21 protein-coding genes and 1 other RNA gene are annotated in these 17,788 nt (G+C 51.9%); 17 read left to right on the top strand and 5 right to left on the bottom strand.

Annotated features, from left to right (window positions below):
- Position 1: 1 nt before the first annotated feature.
- The 6 genes from dnaI (at position 2) to KHA84_RS10655 (ending at position 5,773) form a co-directional block, all read left to right on the top strand.
- Positions 2–949 (top strand): primosomal protein DnaI, encoded by a 948-nt coding sequence (dnaI, locus tag KHA84_RS10680; protein WP_213423500.1) that lies wholly within the window; start codon positions 2–4, stop codon positions 947–949.
- A gap of 381 nt (positions 950–1,330) precedes the next feature.
- The gene (gene thrS, locus KHA84_RS10675; RefSeq protein ID WP_213423499.1) at positions 1,331–3,268 is read left to right on the top strand and encodes a threonine--tRNA ligase; all 1,938 of its coding nucleotides are present in this window, start codon (positions 1,331–1,333) and stop codon (positions 3,266–3,268) included.
- Between the two features lie 982 nt (positions 3,269–4,250).
- Complete coding sequence (gene infC, locus KHA84_RS10670) at positions 4,251–4,814, top strand: translation initiation factor IF-3 (RefSeq protein WP_213423498.1); 564 nt, start codon at positions 4,251–4,253, stop codon at positions 4,812–4,814.
- A 30-nt stretch (positions 4,815–4,844) separates the two neighbouring features.
- Positions 4,845–5,045: a 50S ribosomal protein L35 gene (rpmI, locus tag KHA84_RS10665; RefSeq protein ID WP_092097613.1), complete on the top strand. Its 201-nt coding sequence runs from the start codon at positions 4,845–4,847 to the stop codon at positions 5,043–5,045.
- A gap of 41 nt (positions 5,046–5,086) precedes the next feature.
- Positions 5,087–5,446, top strand: coding sequence for a 50S ribosomal protein L20 (gene rplT / locus KHA84_RS10660; protein ID WP_213423497.1), 360 nt, complete (start codon positions 5,087–5,089; stop codon positions 5,444–5,446).
- Between the two features lie 60 nt (positions 5,447–5,506).
- Positions 5,507–5,773 carry a DUF1294 domain-containing protein gene (locus KHA84_RS10655; RefSeq protein WP_213423496.1) on the top strand — a complete coding sequence of 89 codons (267 nt, stop codon included), beginning with the start codon at positions 5,507–5,509 and terminating at the stop codon, positions 5,771–5,773.
- A 32-nt stretch (positions 5,774–5,805) separates the two neighbouring features.
- Here the strand turns inward: KHA84_RS10655 and KHA84_RS10650 are convergent, their stop codons facing one another.
- Positions 5,806–6,198 (bottom strand): sigma-w pathway protein ysdB, encoded by a 393-nt coding sequence (locus KHA84_RS10650; RefSeq protein ID WP_213423495.1) that lies wholly within the window; start codon positions 6,196–6,198, stop codon positions 5,806–5,808.
- 96 nt (positions 6,199–6,294) lie between these two features.
- Here KHA84_RS10650 and KHA84_RS10645 point away from each other — a divergent pair, with 96 nt between their 5' ends.
- On the top strand, positions 6,295–6,780 hold the full coding sequence (locus KHA84_RS10645) for a dUTP diphosphatase (protein WP_213423494.1): 486 nt from the start codon (positions 6,295–6,297) through the stop codon (positions 6,778–6,780).
- A 100-nt stretch (positions 6,781–6,880) separates the two neighbouring features.
- Here KHA84_RS10645 and thpR read toward each other — a convergent pair whose 3' ends face one another.
- A complete protein-coding gene (gene thpR / locus KHA84_RS10640; protein ID WP_213423493.1) occupies positions 6,881–7,423 on the bottom strand; it encodes an RNA 2',3'-cyclic phosphodiesterase in 543 nt (180 codons plus the stop codon).
- A gap of 186 nt (positions 7,424–7,609) precedes the next feature.
- Here thpR and KHA84_RS10635 point away from each other — a divergent pair, with 186 nt between their 5' ends.
- Positions 7,610–8,053 (top strand): helix-turn-helix domain-containing protein, encoded by a 444-nt coding sequence (locus tag KHA84_RS10635; protein ID WP_213423492.1) that lies wholly within the window; start codon positions 7,610–7,612, stop codon positions 8,051–8,053.
- Positions 8,054–8,166: 113 nt separating this feature from the next.
- The gene (locus KHA84_RS10630) at positions 8,167–8,841 is read left to right on the top strand and encodes a hypothetical protein (RefSeq protein ID WP_213423491.1); all 675 of its coding nucleotides are present in this window, start codon (positions 8,167–8,169) and stop codon (positions 8,839–8,841) included.
- Between the two features lie 108 nt (positions 8,842–8,949).
- Here KHA84_RS10630 and KHA84_RS10625 read toward each other — a convergent pair whose 3' ends face one another.
- Both KHA84_RS10625 and ssrS read right to left on the bottom strand, forming a co-directional pair.
- Positions 8,950–9,513 carry an SLOG family protein gene (locus KHA84_RS10625; protein WP_213423490.1) on the bottom strand — a complete coding sequence of 188 codons (564 nt, stop codon included), beginning with the start codon at positions 9,511–9,513 and terminating at the stop codon, positions 8,950–8,952.
- Between the two features lie 74 nt (positions 9,514–9,587).
- Positions 9,588–9,777, bottom strand: a non-coding RNA gene (gene ssrS / locus KHA84_RS10620) — 6S RNA.
- Positions 9,778–9,918: 141 nt separating this feature from the next.
- On the opposite strand from ssrS, the gene KHA84_RS10615 reads away from it, so the two are divergent.
- From KHA84_RS10615 to helD, 8 genes are all read left to right on the top strand, one after another.
- Complete coding sequence (locus tag KHA84_RS10615) at positions 9,919–10,581, top strand: ring-cleaving dioxygenase (protein ID WP_213423489.1); 663 nt, start codon at positions 9,919–9,921, stop codon at positions 10,579–10,581.
- Positions 10,582–10,793: 212 nt separating this feature from the next.
- Positions 10,794–11,489 (top strand): Crp/Fnr family transcriptional regulator, encoded by a 696-nt coding sequence (locus KHA84_RS10610; RefSeq protein ID WP_236823246.1) that lies wholly within the window; start codon positions 10,794–10,796, stop codon positions 11,487–11,489.
- Between the two features lie 230 nt (positions 11,490–11,719).
- Positions 11,720–11,842, top strand: a complete 123-nt coding sequence (locus tag KHA84_RS10605) for a cytochrome C oxidase subunit II (RefSeq protein WP_213423488.1) — start codon at positions 11,720–11,722, stop codon at positions 11,840–11,842.
- A gap of 18 nt (positions 11,843–11,860) precedes the next feature.
- The gene (locus KHA84_RS10600; protein WP_213423487.1) at positions 11,861–12,334 is read left to right on the top strand and encodes a cytochrome c oxidase subunit II; all 474 of its coding nucleotides are present in this window, start codon (positions 11,861–11,863) and stop codon (positions 12,332–12,334) included.
- Positions 12,331–14,046 (top strand): b(o/a)3-type cytochrome-c oxidase subunit 1, encoded by a 1,716-nt coding sequence (locus tag KHA84_RS10595; protein WP_236823245.1) that lies wholly within the window; start codon positions 12,331–12,333, stop codon positions 14,044–14,046. Before KHA84_RS10600 ends, KHA84_RS10595 begins: the two co-directional genes overlap by 4 nt.
- 213 nt (positions 14,047–14,259) lie before the next feature.
- Positions 14,260–14,784, top strand: a complete 525-nt coding sequence (locus KHA84_RS10590; RefSeq protein WP_213423486.1) for a GNAT family N-acetyltransferase — start codon at positions 14,260–14,262, stop codon at positions 14,782–14,784.
- The gene (locus KHA84_RS10585) at positions 14,781–15,074 is read left to right on the top strand and encodes a DUF2087 domain-containing protein (protein ID WP_213423485.1); all 294 of its coding nucleotides are present in this window, start codon (positions 14,781–14,783) and stop codon (positions 15,072–15,074) included. The genes KHA84_RS10590 and KHA84_RS10585 overlap by 4 nt, the downstream gene beginning before the upstream one ends.
- A gap of 107 nt (positions 15,075–15,181) precedes the next feature.
- Complete coding sequence (helD, locus tag KHA84_RS10580) at positions 15,182–17,443, top strand: RNA polymerase recycling motor HelD (RefSeq protein WP_213423484.1); 2,262 nt, start codon at positions 15,182–15,184, stop codon at positions 17,441–17,443.
- On the opposite strand, the gene KHA84_RS10575 is transcribed toward helD, so the two are convergent.
- Positions 17,411–17,713, bottom strand: a complete 303-nt coding sequence (locus KHA84_RS10575) for a DUF5658 family protein (RefSeq protein WP_213423483.1) — start codon at positions 17,711–17,713, stop codon at positions 17,411–17,413. The genes helD and KHA84_RS10575 overlap by 33 nt on opposite strands.
- Positions 17,714–17,788: the final 75 nt, after the last annotated feature.

The raw sequence follows: 17,788 nt of genomic DNA, 5'->3' as shown, positions 1-17,788 counted from the left end.
GATGGAACCGATCCGGGACACACTTAAACGAATTGTCAATGCACCGACTTTTGCCGAGCGATATTCGGAAATGCGATCGGAAATTCTGAATCATCCCGGCGTACAGGCTTTTTTCGAAGCGCACGCCGGAGAAGTGGATAAGGCGATGGTCGACCGCGGTCTGGGGAAGCTTTACGAATACACCTCACAGTCCCATGATTGCGAAAAATGCGATAGCCTTGATTCGTGCATCAATATGATGAAGGGCTATGAGCCGAAGCTGGTGATCGAGCGCGGTACAATCGGCGTTGACTATGTGATGTGCAAGCGGAAGATGGCAGATTCGGAACGCCGGCGCGTATCATCCATGATCCGGAGCATGCATATGCCGAAGGACATGCTCAACCTGGATATCCGTGATTTCGACATTACCAAAGGGGAAAGCCGGCTGGCCGCAGTGGAGCTCGTCCTTGAATTTCTCGACAAATTTGACAGGACGGGAGAACTGCCTGCTCAAGGAGTATATATTCACGGCCCATTCGGCACGGGAAAATCCTACCTGTTAGGTGCCATCGCGGGCGAACTGGCCAAGCGCCATGTGCCGTCTGTCCTTGTGTTTGTACCTGAGTTTCTCCGCGAACTGAAGCAGTCGATCCAAGATCAGTCGCTCAACGAGAAAATCGACTTTGTCAAACGGGCTCCGGTCCTCATGCTCGATGATCTCGGTGCAGAGACGCTGACCGCCTGGACACGCGATGAAGTGCTGGCGACCGTTCTCCATCACCGGATGGCTGAAAAGCTTCCAACCTTTTTTACGTCGAACTTCGACTACAAGGAGATGGAAACCCACCTGTCGTACACCCAGCGAGGGGACAAGGAAGTCGTCAAAGCGGGCCGAATCATGGAGAGGATCCGGGCAATGACTGTTCCCGTCCGGCTTGATGGTGAAAACCGGCGCGAACATAGCTGAATAAATGCAGCCTGAATGAGGCAGGCAAGAAACGCGGTTGCAAATTACGCAGGTTTTTCGTATGATGAGTTCAATACTTCTTCCAAATGCAATGACGGGGACAACGAACGGTTGTCCGGCCAGACAGAGAACGGGGCCTTAGGCTGAGAGCCCCCGATGGCGCGGCATCGGATCGACCACCCCAGAGCAGCGAAGGCGAGCCCCTAAACAAAATCGGGAGTAGCCTGAGCCGGCCTCCGGTCCGTTATCCGATGCAGAGCTTCTCCGGCATGGTCGTTCATTGCCGGCAGGAAGAAGGGTGGAACCGCGAGCAGGCCTCGTCCCTTTTAGGGACGGGGCTTTTTTGCGTAAATTTGGAAAGACGGAAAGGAGATTATTGACATGGCAGAACAGATTAAACTGACATTTCCCGACGGAGCGGTAAAGGAATTCACAAAGGGTACAACAACGGAGGATGTGGCCCAGTCAATCAGCCCCGGGCTGCGCAAAAAGGCGCTGGCGGGCAAACTAAGCGGACAGCTGATCGATTTCCGCACGCCAATCATGGAAGACGGCGCCATTGAGATCATCACTCCCGATTCCCCGGAGGCACTGGAGATTTTGCGCCACAGCACGGCCCATGTTCTCGCTCAGGCAGTCAAGCGCCTGTTCAAAGATGTGAAGCTCGGCATCGGCCCGGTGATTGAAAGCGGATTTTACTATGATTTCGATTCACCCGAACCGATCCGTGCGGAAGACTTCCCGGCCATCGAAAAGGAAATGAAAAAAATCATCAATGAAAACCTTGAAATCGTCCGAAAAGAGGTCACGCGAGACGAAGCCCGGAAGATTTATGAGGAAATCGGTGATGAGTACAAATTGGAGCTGCTTGATGCAATCCCGGAAGATGAAAAAGTCACCATTTATTACCAAGGTGAATTCTTCGACCTGTGCCGCGGCGTGCACGTACCGTCCACCGGGAAACTGAAAGAATTCAAATTGCTCAGCACGGCGGGCGCATACTGGCGCGGCGACTCCGACAACAAAATGCTCCAGCGCATCTACGGTACGGCATTCTTCAAAAAAGAGGACCTGGCAGAACACCTCCGCCTGCTTGAAGAGGCCCGCGAGCGCGATCACCGCAAAATCGGCAAGGAACTGAATCTGTTCATGTCGAACCAGCTTGTCGGGCAGGGGCTGCCGATGTGGCTCCCGAAAGGCGCAACGATCCGCCGTCTTGTCGAACGATATATCGTCGACAAGGAGGAAAAGCTCGGCTATGATCACGTCTACACGCCGGTCATGGCAAACGTGGAACTGTACAAGACATCCGGTCACTGGCAACACTACCAAGACGACATGTTCCCGACGATGCAGGCGGACAACGAGGAACTTGTCCTACGCCCGATGAACTGCCCGCATCACATGATGATCTACAAAAACGGCATCCATTCCTACCGCGACCTGCCGATCCGCATTGCAGAACTTGGGCTCATGCACCGCTATGAAATGTCCGGTGCACTATCCGGTCTCCAGCGTGTGCGCGGCATGACACTGAACGATGCCCATATCTTCGTCCGTCCGGATCAGATCAAGGAAGAATTCAAGCGCGTCGTGGAACTCGTGATGGACGTCTACAAAGACTTTAACCTGAACGATTATTCGTTCCGTCTGTCCTACCGGGACCCGGAAGATACGGAAAAGTATTTTGATGACGATGAAATGTGGGAGAAAGCACAGAGCATGCTGAAGGAAGCGATGGATGACCTCGGCCTCGACTACTATGAAGCTGAAGGGGAAGCAGCATTCTACGGACCGAAGCTCGATGTGCAGGTCAAGACGGCGATCGGCAAGGAAGAGACCCTGTCCACTGTCCAGCTGGACTTCCTCCTGCCTGAACGATTTGACCTGAACTATATCGGCAGCGACGGCAAACAGCACCGCCCGGTCGTCATCCACCGCGGCGTCGTCTCGACAATGGAGCGTTTTGTCGCCTTCCTTATCGAGGAATACAAAGGGGCGTTCCCGACATGGCTCGCACCGGTCCAGGTGGAAATCATCCCGGTCTCTCCGGAAGTCCACCACGACTATGCAGAGAAAGTCCGTGAAGCCCTCCAGGCACAGGGCCTGCGCGTCGATGTCGACAGCCGCGACGAGAAACTCGGCTACAAGATCCGTGAAGCCCAGACACAGAAAATCCCGTACATGCTCGTCCTCGGCGACAAAGAAGCCGAATCCGGCGAAGTCAACGTCCGGAAATACGGCGAACAAAAATCCGAATCCATCCCGCTCAACGACTTCATCGCCAAACTCCGCGAAGAAGTGGACGGGAAGAAGTAAGCTGATCTAAATTGCCTGCTAATGCTGGCGGGTTCTGTAGACTGTAGACTAAGTGAGCGTACAACTCCTTTGTCTACAGTTTTTCTTTTTCTGAAAATCCTCTGGATTTCCGCTCCGGGTCCTTGCTTACCAAAAACTGAGTTTTGGTAGCAGGAAGAGCTTTGTTGGCCAACGCTGTCGCTTTTGGCTACAGACGCCGTTCTTCGTGACGGCGTCCGCTAGTCCGCGGGCGTTGCCTTAGCCGATGCCAACACGTAGATTGGCATCTGCGTGCAAAAGCGTAGCGTTGCGTGGCAGGCAATAAAAGCCTGGCGTCTGTGCGCATCGCGTAGCGGAAGATCTTCTGCGCGCAAAAGCGCAAGCGTTGCGAAGCATTGCGCAACATCCTGCGGGGTCTTCGGCTAACGCTTTTCCCGCAAGAGTCTCAGGTCCTACGCTCCAATCCATCAACTATAGCTTTGGGTCGTATAATCCTCAGCGATACAATCTGAAAACAACTTACAGAATAAAATCAAAAGATTGTTTGATTAGGACAGTTTCGGAACACCAGCTGGTAAGATAACGCTTTAAGACCACCTAATTAATCATTGTTGATTGCAGCGGAGGGCGGCGACTCCTGCGGAAAAGGAAGAGCGGAGAGACTTCGCAGAAGGCTCGATGCCTTCCCCGCGGAAAGCGTCCGCCCGGAGCGGAAATCAACCACGCTCCATAATCTATCTGTCCCAAAAGATGATTCTCCAACATAATCATTGACAAGCTGTGTTGCATAGGCTATTATTGATTAGGTTAAGGAATACAGTTTGTGGTAGAAGAAGGAGCTGCCCGCTTCTCACCTGATCGACGCTTCGGCTGTTGGCAGGTTTGCACCATTGTGACGTCCCGTGCCTGTTGGCGCGGTCACATATGCGGCGGGTGGACCCAGGTCCACCCGTTTTTCTTTCGGATTGGCCACGGGGACCATCCCCGCGAGCCTGCCCAAACCATGTATTCGCGAATTACTACACGGAGGTGGCTTACGATTAGCAGAGATAATCGAGACAAATTTGTCAATGAGGGCATCCGCGCCCGGGAGCTCCGCATCATCGACCAAAACGGTGATCAGCTGGGCGTCAAAACGCGGAACGAAGCGATGGAAATCGCTACGCGTGCAAACTTGGACCTCGTTCTTGTCGCTCCGAACGCAAAACCGCCTGTAGCCCGGATCATGGACTATGGGAAGTTCAAGTTCGAACAGCAGAAGAAAGAACGGGAAGCGCGCAAAAACCAGAAAGTCATCAACATCAAGGAAGTCCGCCTGAGCCCGTCCATCGACGAGCATGACTTCCAGACCAAGCTCCGAAACGCAATCAAGTTCCTTGAAAAAGGGGACAAAGTGAAAGCGTCCATCCGTTTCCGCGGCCGTGCGATCACCCACAAGGAGATCGGACAGCGCGTCCTCGAACGTTTTGCCGAAGCCTGCAAGGAAGTCGGCACGGTCGAGCAGAGACCGAAGATGGAAGGCCGAAGCATGTTCCTGCAGATGGCCCCGATCGAAGAAAAGAAATAATCTACGCACAGGATTAGGAGGATACCGACCATGCCTAAAATGAAAACTCACAAAGGTTCCGCAAAGCGCTTCAAGCGCACCGGTTCCGGCAAACTCAAGCGCGGCCGTGCTTACACAAGCCACTTGTTCGCCAACAAATCGACAAAGCAGAAGCGTCATCTCCGCAAAGCTGCCCTCGTTTCCAAAGGCGACTTCAAGCGCATCAAGCAAATGCTCACTTACATGAAATAATCCGATCATAGAAAACGAATCAACATCAGGAGGGAAATCCTATGCCACGCGTAAAAGGCGGTACAGTGACGCGCAAGCGTCGTAATCGTGTTCTCAAACTTGCCAAAGGCTACTACGGCTCGAAGCATACACTCTACAAAACAGCTAACCAACAGGTCATGAAGTCCCTGCAATATGCATACCGTGACCGTCGTCAGAAAAAACGGGACTTCCGCAAACTGTGGATTGCACGAATCAACGCAGCTGCACGCATCAACGGCCTGTCTTACAGCAAGCTCATGCACGGCCTTAAAGTTGCAGGCATCGACGTGAACCGCAAGATGCTCGCTGACCTCGCGATCACTGACGAGAAAGCATTCGCACAACTCGCAGACGCAGCGAAAAAAGCAGTCAACAACTAATTCATTGAAGAGACCGGCGAACTGTTCGCCGGTCTTTTTGGATGGATCGGAGGTTTCGGCATGGAAAATGTGCTGGTCGGCTGGATTCTCATATTATCCGCATACGGCTTTGTCATGATGGGGTACGACAAGCGGCAGGCGCAAAATGGAGGCTGGCGGGTTCCGGAGCGGACGCTTTGGATGATCGCCATCCTTGGCGGCGGTGCAGGATCTTATGCCGGGATGCAGGCATTCCGGCATAAGACGAAGCACACCGCGTTCCGTGTCGGCTTTCTCATGCTGGCGATCGCAGATCTTGCGGCCGTCCTGTATTTGACGGGCAGTTAGTAATTCGGATAAAGCAAAAAAGGCGGGCCGCATTAAGCGGTTCCGCCTTTTTTCATCAGCTGCTCAATCGGATTTTTCCAATTGATGTCTGCATCCGGATAACTCATCCGGATTTCTTTCTCAAGGAATATAAAATCATCACGGGTGAAGCCCTGAAGGGAGGCTTCGTCCCTGACCCATACAAAGATGGAGACGACTTCAAATGACCGGTCGGTCGTCCCCATGTATTTTTCACCTTCAAAGAGGGCGCCCTTATAGGTGATGAAGAAGTTTTTTCGGACATTTTTCACGTCGTCATAAAAGTAGTACCGCTCCTGCTCGTGGGCCTCATCCAGTTTCCTCTTTGGATCGGTGAGGTAGCGGATGCCCCGGTAGAAAAGATAGACGATGATGGCGATTACGGCCACTCGGATAATCAAGGCCATGGCGGTACCCCCTTGCACATACTGGTTTCCTCCTATACGATTGAAACGCGATAAGGTTTCATAAAAACAAAACATTTTCTGTTCGGAGGGCCACGATTGGAACTGACACGTTTGTTTATGATGCAAAAACGGCTGGATAAGTATATTGAAGAAAACAATGGTGTCGAACGGGACGTCTTCAGAGAGAAGCTGCTTGCCCTCACCGTTGAGCTGGCTGAGCTGGCCAATGAGACACGATGTTTTAAATTCTGGAGCCAGAAAGGGCCGTCGCCTAAACCGATACTGATCGAGGAATATGTCGACTCCATCCATTTCCTGCTGTCTCTCGGAATTCTGAAAGGCATGGAGGATCTGAGTGAATGGCCCGAAGGGGAAGAAACGGGTGACCTGACCGACTTGTTCATTAAGACACAGCGGGCCGTCCTCGAATTTGGCGAACGCCAAGACAGGGCATCATATGAAGCCGTCTGGGTCCTTTACCGGGCCATTGCCGAAGAACTCGGATTTACGGCAGAAGACATGGTTCAGGCTTATCATGTGAAAAATGAGGAAAACTACGCAAGACAGCAGCGCGGATATTGAACCGAGCCAGTCCGGATAACTCTGTACCGGACTGGCTCTCATTTTCAATCGTGCAGTGACACAGGTCTTGCCGAATTGAGCAGAATCTCCATCAATCGGCTCATTCTAAAAGGAAGGCTTCGATCGCTTCATATTTCGGGGTGCTGTGTGGATGAACTTTAAATAAGTTGAAACGGTCAACAGGGACCGGATACGGGTCAAGCAGGTCGGTCGACAAGGATAAGCGTTCATTATTCTTCCGCTTTTTGGCAATCGTAATGTGTGGAACAAAGCGGTCTTTTGACGGAAGGCCGGTGACTGCTGTTATGGCAGCAGCTATGTCTTTTTGGAGGTGTTCAAGAAACAGGTTTTTTGTGACGGACAAATAGGTCACGCGCGGACCGGACGAAGGACCGAAAAAATTGAATCCGTCAATCTGAAGCGAAATAGGGGGATGCTGTCCTGCAAGTGTGCGAAGCCGGGCAGAAAGCTTGGAAAGCATCAATTCATCACAGGCACCCAGGTAAAAGAGAGTAATGTGCAGGTCTTCCGGGTGTGAAATCACTTTGTACCGGTCGCCCAGCTTGTGCCGGGACAGGTACTTTTCCGCAAGTGGCTGTACATCTGAAGGGATTCGGATACCTAGGAAATAATGCTGCTGCAAGCAAAACGCCCCCATTTACATCGTATTGCCTTTATTGTACCACCGGCTGCCGAAAAGATGTTTCGGATGCTTGCTATAGTGAAAAACAATAGGAGCCGGTTTTATATTGCGAATAAATAAATGCGCATCCCTGATTTCTGAAAAATTAAGCTGTGCTATGATGGGAATAGTGAAGGAGGGACCCTCATGGCTTGGAATCAGGCGGCATTCGGCAGGCGGCTGAAGGCACTCCGGGAGAAGACTGGGCTGTCGATGTTGGCTTTTGGCAAAGAGATCGGCACATCCGCCAGCCGAATCAAGCACTGGGAGGAAGGCAAGAGCGCGCCCTCGGCCAGTTGGATCGTCACAATCTGCGAGCGATTCGATGTATCAGCAGAGAGCCTGCTGACCGGTGAATCAAACCGGGAAGTGGCATCCGTTTCTCCTGAACCTGGCCCGTCAGCCGAGGCAAAGGAAGCCAGTCTGGATGAATTGGCGGATTCTTTTATCCGGGCAGGCAATCAAAGGTATGGGGAGCAGGACGGACGGGAAAAGATGATTAAAGATATTACTGCACGGTTGTCCGGAATGGAAGAACGGGATCTTAAGGAACTTCTGATGATTGTGGTGATGAAAAGTAAAAATGTCTAAAAATTTGGCGGTCTATCTTGGCTTGAATATAAAAAATTTTGCATGTTCATGGACACCCGCCCCCTCATCCCTTAAGATGGAAAGAGAGTCACTGCTGGAAGGAGGTACAAGAAGTGAAATTACTTCAAGTACGGAAAGGACAGTTCGTTTATTACAAGAACGAACTGCACAAAGTTTATACGATTAACCCGCTGGCGAAGAAATCTGTACACATGTACCGCATCAAAGACATGGAACAGGTGACAAGCAAGGCAGAAGATATCACGCTTCACAGGCCGAGCCACATGGATGCATTTATGTTCAGGGGGCAATGGTATACGATCCGTGAAGATCTTGAGCCGGAAGTCGGCGGGTATATTCTGGTCACAAGACCTGATCCGGAACCGATGAGCCATTATGGTCTCAACGAATTCGAAAAAGTGGAGCAGATTGAAGGACGGACAGTGGTTACAGCACGCCAGAATCCGATCAAGCGCAAAGAGTTCGTGGTACTCAAGGAAGGGCGTGGCCCTGAAAGCCGAAACATTGCTTATCAGGACGTCACCATCGTACCTGAAGAGAAGATCAACGAAGATGCCAGGCTCGCGGCGAGGCTTTCCAGAACCCAGGAAATCCAGCCGAATATCGGAGACATTTATCTTAATCTCCATGACGGCGGCCGGTCGATGGTTGTCGCGGTGGTTGGAGATGATGTATGGCTCGGCCACGGAGAGAAACTGAAGATCGAGGACCTTCTTGACGCTGACCACTGGACGCTTGTCTACGTGAATACGGAGTTTGTTCTCTGATACAAAGCTGCTTTGACCGGGGAATTAATCATAAAAGCCATCACTTTTTTGCAGAGTGATGGCTTTTTGTATGTCGGGAAAATTGAAATGATGGGAATCGTGGCTGTCTCACCAGCCATTCTCTTCCATCCGCATCTCTTCCGCGGCAAAATTAAGGTCTTCGGCTGAGATGGTCAATAATTCATAGTGGCCTTGTTCCGCAGCGGGAAGGGCGAGCCGCCGGAGCCATTTCGGGGAGCCCTCGTTCTCCTCGTCGTAGACGAGGAGAAGGCCGTCCGAATTGCGGAGCAAAAACTTGTCCCGCTCGGAAAATTGCCAAGGGCCTTCATAGGGGCGGTTCATCAGAACGGTCGTGAAGTCCGCCTGCTCCATGATGGATTCATACGCCATCTTTTTGGCATCGTTCCAGTTCTTCTCCTGCTCCAGAAATGGCGCGATGACCGCGACTTTCAATCCGGGATATTCCGCGCGCAATTCAAATGCGGCTTCGGCAGCCCAAGTCTCGACGCCGGGTTGGCCGCTCACGATCACCCATTCTAGGTCTTCATCTTCCAATAGGCCACGGATCCTGGAGGTGACTGCCCGGCGGATCACGGCGATTCCTGGATGCTTATCATTGAATATCCCCAATTCATGCGGCTTATAGCCGCTTACCAGCAGCCGTTTCAGCATTAGCATCACCCTTTCTGCAGAGGAAAAATGAAAAAGGCCAGTCCGCGGAACGGACTGACCGGTTGGAGTCAAAATAAGAAGCCGCCTTTGCCGTAGGAAAATTAGAAAGTTAAAAACCATCACTCCACAAAGTGGGTGTCCTCAGAGATGTTCCTGCACGTCTCCGGAAAAGGTCCGGAGCCTATCATTCCGATCTCGTTTTTAAACTCCCTATTTCAGCTCAAAGGTTTAACTTTATAATCAATACGGTCAATGCAGCTTGTATTTAGAGTATAGGGCAAAACCATCGATGATGCAATGGAAATGTCTGGCCGTGAAAAAACAATTTTCCGGCTGTCCGATGATGCAGTGAGAAAATGGCAGCCATGTTATAATGGAAACAGTATGAAAAGCGGGGTGGACCGTTTGTTTAAGTCAGTGACATTATACACAGACCAGCTTGCCGCGATGCGGCGGTTTTACGGAAATATTCTTGAACTCGAAATTACGGAAAGGGCGGATGACCGGTTTACCGTCAGATTCGGAGCGACTGACGTCACATTTGTTTCCGGAGAACGCCCGGCGTGCTACCATTTTGCAATCAATATCCCCGGTAATCAGTTTTCCATGCTGAAGTATTGGATTCAGGACCGGGTTCCGCTTAACTGGGAGGACGGCGTGGATGAGGTATATTTCCGTGCGTTTGATGCGGACTCGATGTATTTCGAGGACCCGGCAGGCAATGTTGTCGAACTCATCGGCAGGAGGAAGAAGGACGTTTACGGTGACATCACCCGCTCGTCGTTCCTGAATATCAGCGAAGTCGGACTTGTGACAGGGGACGTCTGGGAGGCGGGACAGAAACTGTTTGATGCGGGACTCCCTCTCCGCGGAACAGATCTGGAACCCGATGAGCTGAACTTTATCGGCAGCGGCGACTCGTACTTTGTTCTTGTTCCTCACGGACGGAGATGGTATTTCTCGAAGAAAGATGCCGAAATCCATCCCCTGACCGCGGTTTTGACGGACGGAACGGAATTCCGGCTGGACACAGTAGGCAACATCAGCTTCAGCAATAGCGGAGAATAAAGCAGAGATCAACGGAAACTGGGAGTGGAAAAAGAGTGTTGGGACTGTTTAAGAAAAAATGTGGGATCTGCAAACGCAAAACTTCTCTTCTGCGTACTTATCGCAGGAATCGCAAACATGTCATCAAGGTGTGCCCGGCCTGCGCAGAGTATGCCGAGCGCCGTGCTTACAAGCAGGCCTGACAGGGTTTCACAGACAAAGGAAGTGGCGTATTGGAAAACGCATTATCAGCTGTAGAGGGCATGACGGGCATTCTGAAAGCATCAGCCGGAAGCATGGCGATTAAAAAGGGAGAATGCCTGTTCAGGGAGGGCGAGCAGGCGGAAACCCTGTACTATGTGGAGACGGGAAAAGTCCGGGTCGGGAAAGTGACGCCGGACGGGCGTGAAATTACGTTCCGAATCTGCGGTGAAGGGGACTTTATCGGTGAGGTCATGCCGTTCTGTCCGCCGGCCGCCTACACCGTGGAAGCGAAGGCGACAGAAGATACGACGGTTGAAGCCATTCCGAAGGACCGCCTGGAGGAGCTTCTTTACCTGGAGCATGAGCTCTCAATCGCCTACATGAAATGGATGGGAATCCTCCAGCAACGGACTCAGTCCAAGTTTCGCGATCTTATCCTGCACGGAAAAAAAGGCGCCCTGTATTCGACGCTGATCCGGATGTCAAACAGTTACGGTGTCCCGGCGGAAGGCGGCGGAATCCTGATTGATCTGGAACTGACCAACCAGGAACTGGCCAATTTCTGCGGCATGACCCGGGAAGTGGCCAATCGCATGCTGTCAGAGCTGAGACGAAACAAAAAACTCCGGATGGACAACGGCAAGATTGTACTGACGGATATCGGGTTTCTCCGGGATGCCATGCATTGCGAAAACTGCCCGGTTGAAATCTGCAGTATCGAGTAATCAAGGCTCTCCCATCCGAAACAAGCCCGCCTCTGGGAATTCCAGGCGGGCTTTTCACATGGCCCTGGCCTTTTGCAATGTCTTTTGCATTGCGGAAGACCGGGGTCTTTTTGTCTATTTTATTACAGCAAACTTAAAAACATCGAAAATCGTGTGATATTTATCACAGTTTCATAAGACGCCAGATTTTAAGATAGGACTATAGAAACTGATCGGGAGGATGGTTGGAAATGAAAAACAACAAGAATCCGCACGAAGCGGATTTGCGGGGCACGCTGATCAGTGTGCTGGTAGTCGGGGTTCTTATAGCCGTCATGTGGGCGGTAATCTACGCCATGTATGTGGCTCTTTAAAGAGAGGAGAGGAACAATATGCATTTGCACAAATTCGAGAAAATCTGGCTGATTTTCGGAATCGCCATGCTGGCCGTATTCCTCGGCATCGTCGGAGTTCAGGCATTCACACAGGGCGAGACACCGGCCGGCGGCTTGAAGAAAATCGACCCTGAAAAAGTGGATGTGACGTCTCCGTTCGACAATCCCGGCGTCCATCAGCTCAACGATGATACGTATGAAGTGGTGATCAAGGCGATGGCCTATGGATATGAGCCTTCGGAAATCAAAGTTCCGGCCGGTAAAGAAATCATCTTCAAAGTGACCAGCAAGGACGTGATCCACAGTTTCACGATTCCCAACACCAAAGTGAACATGATGGTCGTCCCGGGCCAGATCAACGAGAAAAGCTATACCTTCAGAGAGCCGGGGACTTATCTGATTCTCTGTAACGAATATTGCGGTACGGGCCATCACTTCATGCATACTGAAATCGAGGTGGTTGAGAAATGATTCTGCACTCTGAACGCGGACCTCTCGCAGGTCGGCGAACATCAACAGCTGTTGCAGGTACGGTAGCTGCTTCCGAACGGAAACTTGCACTCTGGAATATCGGGTTCGCCTATACGGCGTTTTTGATCGGAACATTTTGCGGACTGATTCAGGTGTTCATGCGCAACGAAATGATCCAACTGCCGGCCTGGTTGGACTATTATCAAGTTCTGACCGTGCACGGCGTGACACTTGCGCTTGTTTATACGACGTTTTTCATCTATGCCTTCCTGATCACAGGGATGAGCAAGGCGCTCGGCAGTTTCGGTCCGAAAGTGGCCCGCTGGTCGTGGATCGGATTTTTCGTGGCCGCTGCCGGTACGGTATGGGCGACAATCGAAATCCTGTCGGGCAGAGCAAGCGTCCTCTATACGTTTTATGCTCCGCTTAAGGCAAGCGGCTGGTTCTACGTCTCTCTTGCCCTCCTGATCATCGGCACCTGGATCATCAGTTTCGCGCTGATTGCCCACTATGTAAAGTGGCGCAAGGCAAATCCGGGCGTCATGAGCCCGCTGTTCGCATTCATGACCATCTCGACACTGGCCATGTGGATCATCGCCTGCCTCGGTGTCGTCGCTGCTGTTGTTTTCATGTTCATTCCATGGGCATTCGGATGGGTGGATACCATCAACGTTGAACTGAGCCGGACGCTGTTTTGGTTTTTCGGCCACCCGCTGGTCTACTTCTGGCTGCTTCCTGCCTATATGGCCTGGTATCTGGTCGTCCCGAAACTTCTCGGCACAAAAGTATTCAGTGATTCCTTGGCGCGCCTGTCATTCCTGCTCTTTATCCTATTTTCCATTCCGGTCGGCCTTCACCATCAGCTGACCGAGCCGGGCGTCGCTGATTTCTGGAAATTTCTGCAGGTTACTCTGACCTTCATGGTCGTCATCCCAACGCTGATGACCGCGTTCTCGCTGTTTGCGACTTTTGAAATCTCGGGTCGCCAAAAAGGGGCAAAAGGATTGTTCGGATGGGTAGCTAAGCTGCCCTGGAATGACGTTCGCTTTACCTCGCTCTTTATCGCGATGGTGTTCTTTATCCCCGGTGGTGCAGGGGGAATCATCAACACCAGTTTCCAGCTGAATGAATTGGTGCATAACACACTCTGGGTGGTCGGCCATTTCCACATCACGGTTGGAACGCCTGTCGCCATGACATTCATGGGAATCTCATTTTGGCTGATCCCTTATCTGACGGGCCGGACACTTACGAAAACAACAAAAAAGCTTGCGTTTATCCAGATCATTTCCTGGTCGATCGGCATGCTCCTCATGTCCACCGCTCAGCACGTTCTCGGCCTGCTCGGTGCCCCGCGGCGCACACAGCATTCCAATTACAGCGATCACCCTACTGTACTGGGCTGGTTTGACGGATTCTTCTCGAATACGGCGACACTCGCAATCGGCGGAATTATTCTGTTCTTCTCTGCGATGTTGCTCATTGTTATCGTATTCCGGCTCTGGCTGATCGAGCCGCATTCCGAAGAGGGGGACCTGTACGCAGAGTTTCCGATTGCGGAAAGCGATGCTTCGGCAACGCCAAGGTGGCTTGAGAACTGGTGGATCTGGCTCGGTATCGCAGTAGCCCTGATCCTGCTCGCCTACACCTTCCCGATCACCCACATGATCCAGGATGCACCTCCGGGATCCAAAGGCTTTATCAACTGGTAAGGAGATGAATTATATGCTGCTCATGATTGTATCGTTTATGATTGTCATGATCATCGTCATGGTGATCGCGACGGAGATTGGTTCTGAGAAAGAAATGTAAGTAACAGCCTGTCCGGTATTCCGGGCAGGCATTTTTCATATTGCGGTCTGGAAAGAAAACTGACAACATGGAACCAGGAAGATCAAAATGGAACCGCAAAAGGGAGTGACGGGATGATTGTCAGACGAGCTGAAGCAGGCGATGAGAGGGGAATGGCTGCAGTTCATGTGGAAAGCTGGAAGACCACCTATCGGGGGATTGTTTCTGATGAATACCTGGAATCGCTGAAGATAGAGGAGCGGGAGGAGAGCTGGAAGAAAGGGATTTTTCACACCAAGGCATTTGTCGCTGAAGAGGAGCGGGGCATTGTCGGTTTTGCCAATGGCGGACGGGAACGGTCCGGCAACTATCCGGGATATGACGGGGAACTGTATGCCATTTACCTTCTAAAAGAATGCCAGGGGCAGGGGGCCGGCCATGAGCTCGTCCGGCAGGTTGCCATTGCTCTGAATCATATGGGATTCGGAGCAATGCTCGTTCGCGTACTCCGGAATAATCCTTCACGTTATTTTTATGAAGCTTTGGGCGGCATACAGATCGGAACAGAGCGTATAGAAATTGGCGGTGACCTGTTTGAGGAATGGGTCTATGGATGGCCTGATCTGAATGTTCTTAATGAAAAGGGGGGAGAAAAATGACTTTTATCGTTACAGATAAAGAACGTGAACAGACATTGAAAAACTTGTTCAGGGAGGGGCCGTGCGGACCGCTGGATGTATTTCCTTCGAAAGAGAAGAGGAAATTCATCGTGGCCGAGCACCTGGCAAACCGCTTTGAAAAAGGGAAAACCTACAGTGAACAGGAAGTGAATCAAATCCTGAAACGTGCGCATCCGGACTTTGCGACAATCCGCAGGTTTTTTGTTGATTATGGAATGATGGAGCGGTCGGACGATGGCAGGATGTACAAGAGAACAGAACAGCGGTGAATCCGGAGCCCGATGTTTCCGTGTAAGCTGTACTTGAAGCTGCCCGAACGGAGTGGTACAATGCTGTCCTGTTTTCTGCAATGACAAAGGGTGTGAGGGGGAGTGCCATGGGGGCAAACAATCATCCGGATTATGCGGAAGAGTTGGAACGGCTGGAATATACCAAGGAATATATGCAGCGGCTGCTCGGAGAAACCGAGCGGGAAGCGGCAGCGTCCAGGGAAAATATCAGGCAGTCCATGGGCGACCTGGAGCACCTGGACTCCAGTCTCAGTTACATCAATATCCTTACGAATGCCCGGTTTTTTGAGATGGCGGCGGGACGAAAGGAAGAGCTGGAAGCGGTCCTTCAGAATCCCTACTTTGCCAGGATCCATTTCAGAAAAGACGGGGAAGGGGCCGAACTGCTTTACATCGGAAAGACTTCGCTGTTCCATAGGGAAACGCAGGAACCGGTCATCGTTGACTGGCGCTCGCCTGTCGCGAACGTCTATTATGACGGTCGGATCGGAGAGGTCACTTATAAGGTGAACGGGGAAGAGAGCCATGGGCATCTTTATGCCAAGCGCCAGTACAAGATCGAAGGCGGCACTCTGATGGATATCCGTGATGTCGACCTGACGACGAATGATGAACTTCTTCAACAGGCGCTGTCCGGGAAGGCGGACGTCCGGCTGACGGAGATCGTCTCGACCATCCAGAAAGAACAGAACGAGATCATCCGGGCCAACCTGAAGCGGCCGATCATCGTCCAGGGAGCGGCGGGCAGCGGCAAAACGACGATCGCCCTTCACCGCATCTCCTATTTCCTTTATACAATGGGAAAGAATTTTCCGCCGGAAAAACTGATGATCCTTGCGCCGAGTGAATTGTTCATCGGTTATATTTCAGATGTCTTGCCTGAACTGGGCGTCAACAAAATCAGGCAGACCACCTTCGAAACATTTGTACTGGGGGCGACTGGCCTGAAGTTGAAGGTGGCAGATCCAAACAGGAAACTGGAAAGGCTTGCCGAAGGAAGCGCAGTAGACAGGGAAACCCTTCTTCTCTCCAGGCTGAAGGGCTCACTTGCATACCGGGACGCACTTGACCGGTACGTGGCTTTGATTGAGAAGGAAACGGCCGGCCTGTTTGAAGATGTATACATCGAGAAGTTCCGCATCATCAAAAAGGAACGGCTCAGGCGGCTTTTCCTCAAGGAGTTCAGTTATTTGCCCCTTCAGAAGCGTCTGGACCGGATTGCAGGCATCCTTAGGACGGAGACTGCCAGAAAGCGGAAGGAGATCCTTTCCGCATTGACCGCCCGTTACGAGCAGGCATTGGACAAGGCGCTGTTCGGAATCCGGGACGATCGGCGGCGACGCGAACAGACCATACGTCTGATTGATGAACGGGATAAGCGCCTTCCGGCCATTGAGCGGGAGGGAAAGAAGACGGCGGCAACCTATATGAAGCGCTTTCCGGCATACAATATCAAAAAGCTGTATCGCAAGTGGTGTACCGATAAAGGGCTCATCCAACAAACCGCCTTTGCTTGGACGGAAGCGGAAAAGCGGGCATTTTTACGGAAGACGGGGGAAGAACGGTGGGAAACCGAAGATCTTGCGGCACTGCTTTATCTGCAAGCCCGCCTGGCAGGGGTTGCAGATCATTGGAATATGCGCGCGGTGTTTATCGATGAGGCGCAGGACTATAGCGCGTTCCAGCTGTTCGTCCTCCGCGATAGCCTGGATACCGACATGTTCACCATTGTCGGGGACCTGGCCCAGGGAATCCATTCATACCGGTCGATCAGCGACTGGGATACCGTTCGGGATCTGTTTCCGCGAGCCGCCTTCCGGACACTCCAGAAAAGCTACCGGACGACCGCGGAGATCATGAAAGCAGCAAACGACGTGCTCGGACGGCTTGCTGAGGATCTTCCGCTCGTTGAACCGGTTGTCCGTCATGGGCCGGTCCCCGAAGTGCACCGGGCGGAAAGGTTCAATCCCCGTGAGGTGCATGAACTTTACGAGGCGATCCGAGCCAAAGGCCACCGATCGGTCGCTTTGATCACGAAGACATCTCGAGAGGCGGAAGAGATGGTTGCCGGTTTTACAGTCTCGGATCATGACGCAATACTGCTTAATCATGGATCCGTACCGGAGTCCGGCCGTTTGCTTGTAATACCCGGCCATCTCGCAAAGGGACTTGAGTTTGATGCGGTGATGATTGCCGCATTCAGTGACCCGTTCAGGGATTTTGAATTAGATCGCAAGCTCTTGTACGTTGCGATGACCAGACCGATGCATGAACTGCATCTGATCGGTGATTTTAGCTTATTTCTGGGCAGCCGCTCAGATCAGGAGAATCCAGACCGCATGCAATAAGAATACGGTGACATATACGATGAGAGCCGCATTCATCAGGATCCGGACCGGCCGCGAATCGCCGATCAGATGAGACAGAACGACCAAGATTGCGGGAAGGGAAAGCTTCACCGCGAAGAAATAAGCAGGTTCCCATTCCAGGATGGCGTTCATGAGGGGGTTGGCCTCCCGGACATATCCTCCTGAAATTCCGGTGAGAGTCAGATAGGTGTCGGCCACGGAGAGAAGCAGCAGGAGGATGGATGGATGCTTGAGAGAATCGGTTTTCATCAGCTGTCAACCTTCTTTTTAAGTCCAGACTGCCCGAGGCTCGCATGTTTCACACCCGGATTTTTTGCTTCGATG

The organism is Bhargavaea massiliensis, assembly GCF_018390575.1.
GTDB lineage: Bacteria > Bacillota > Bacilli > Bacillales_A > Planococcaceae > Bhargavaea > Bhargavaea massiliensis.
This window is presented reverse-complemented; position numbering and strand designations above follow the sequence as displayed.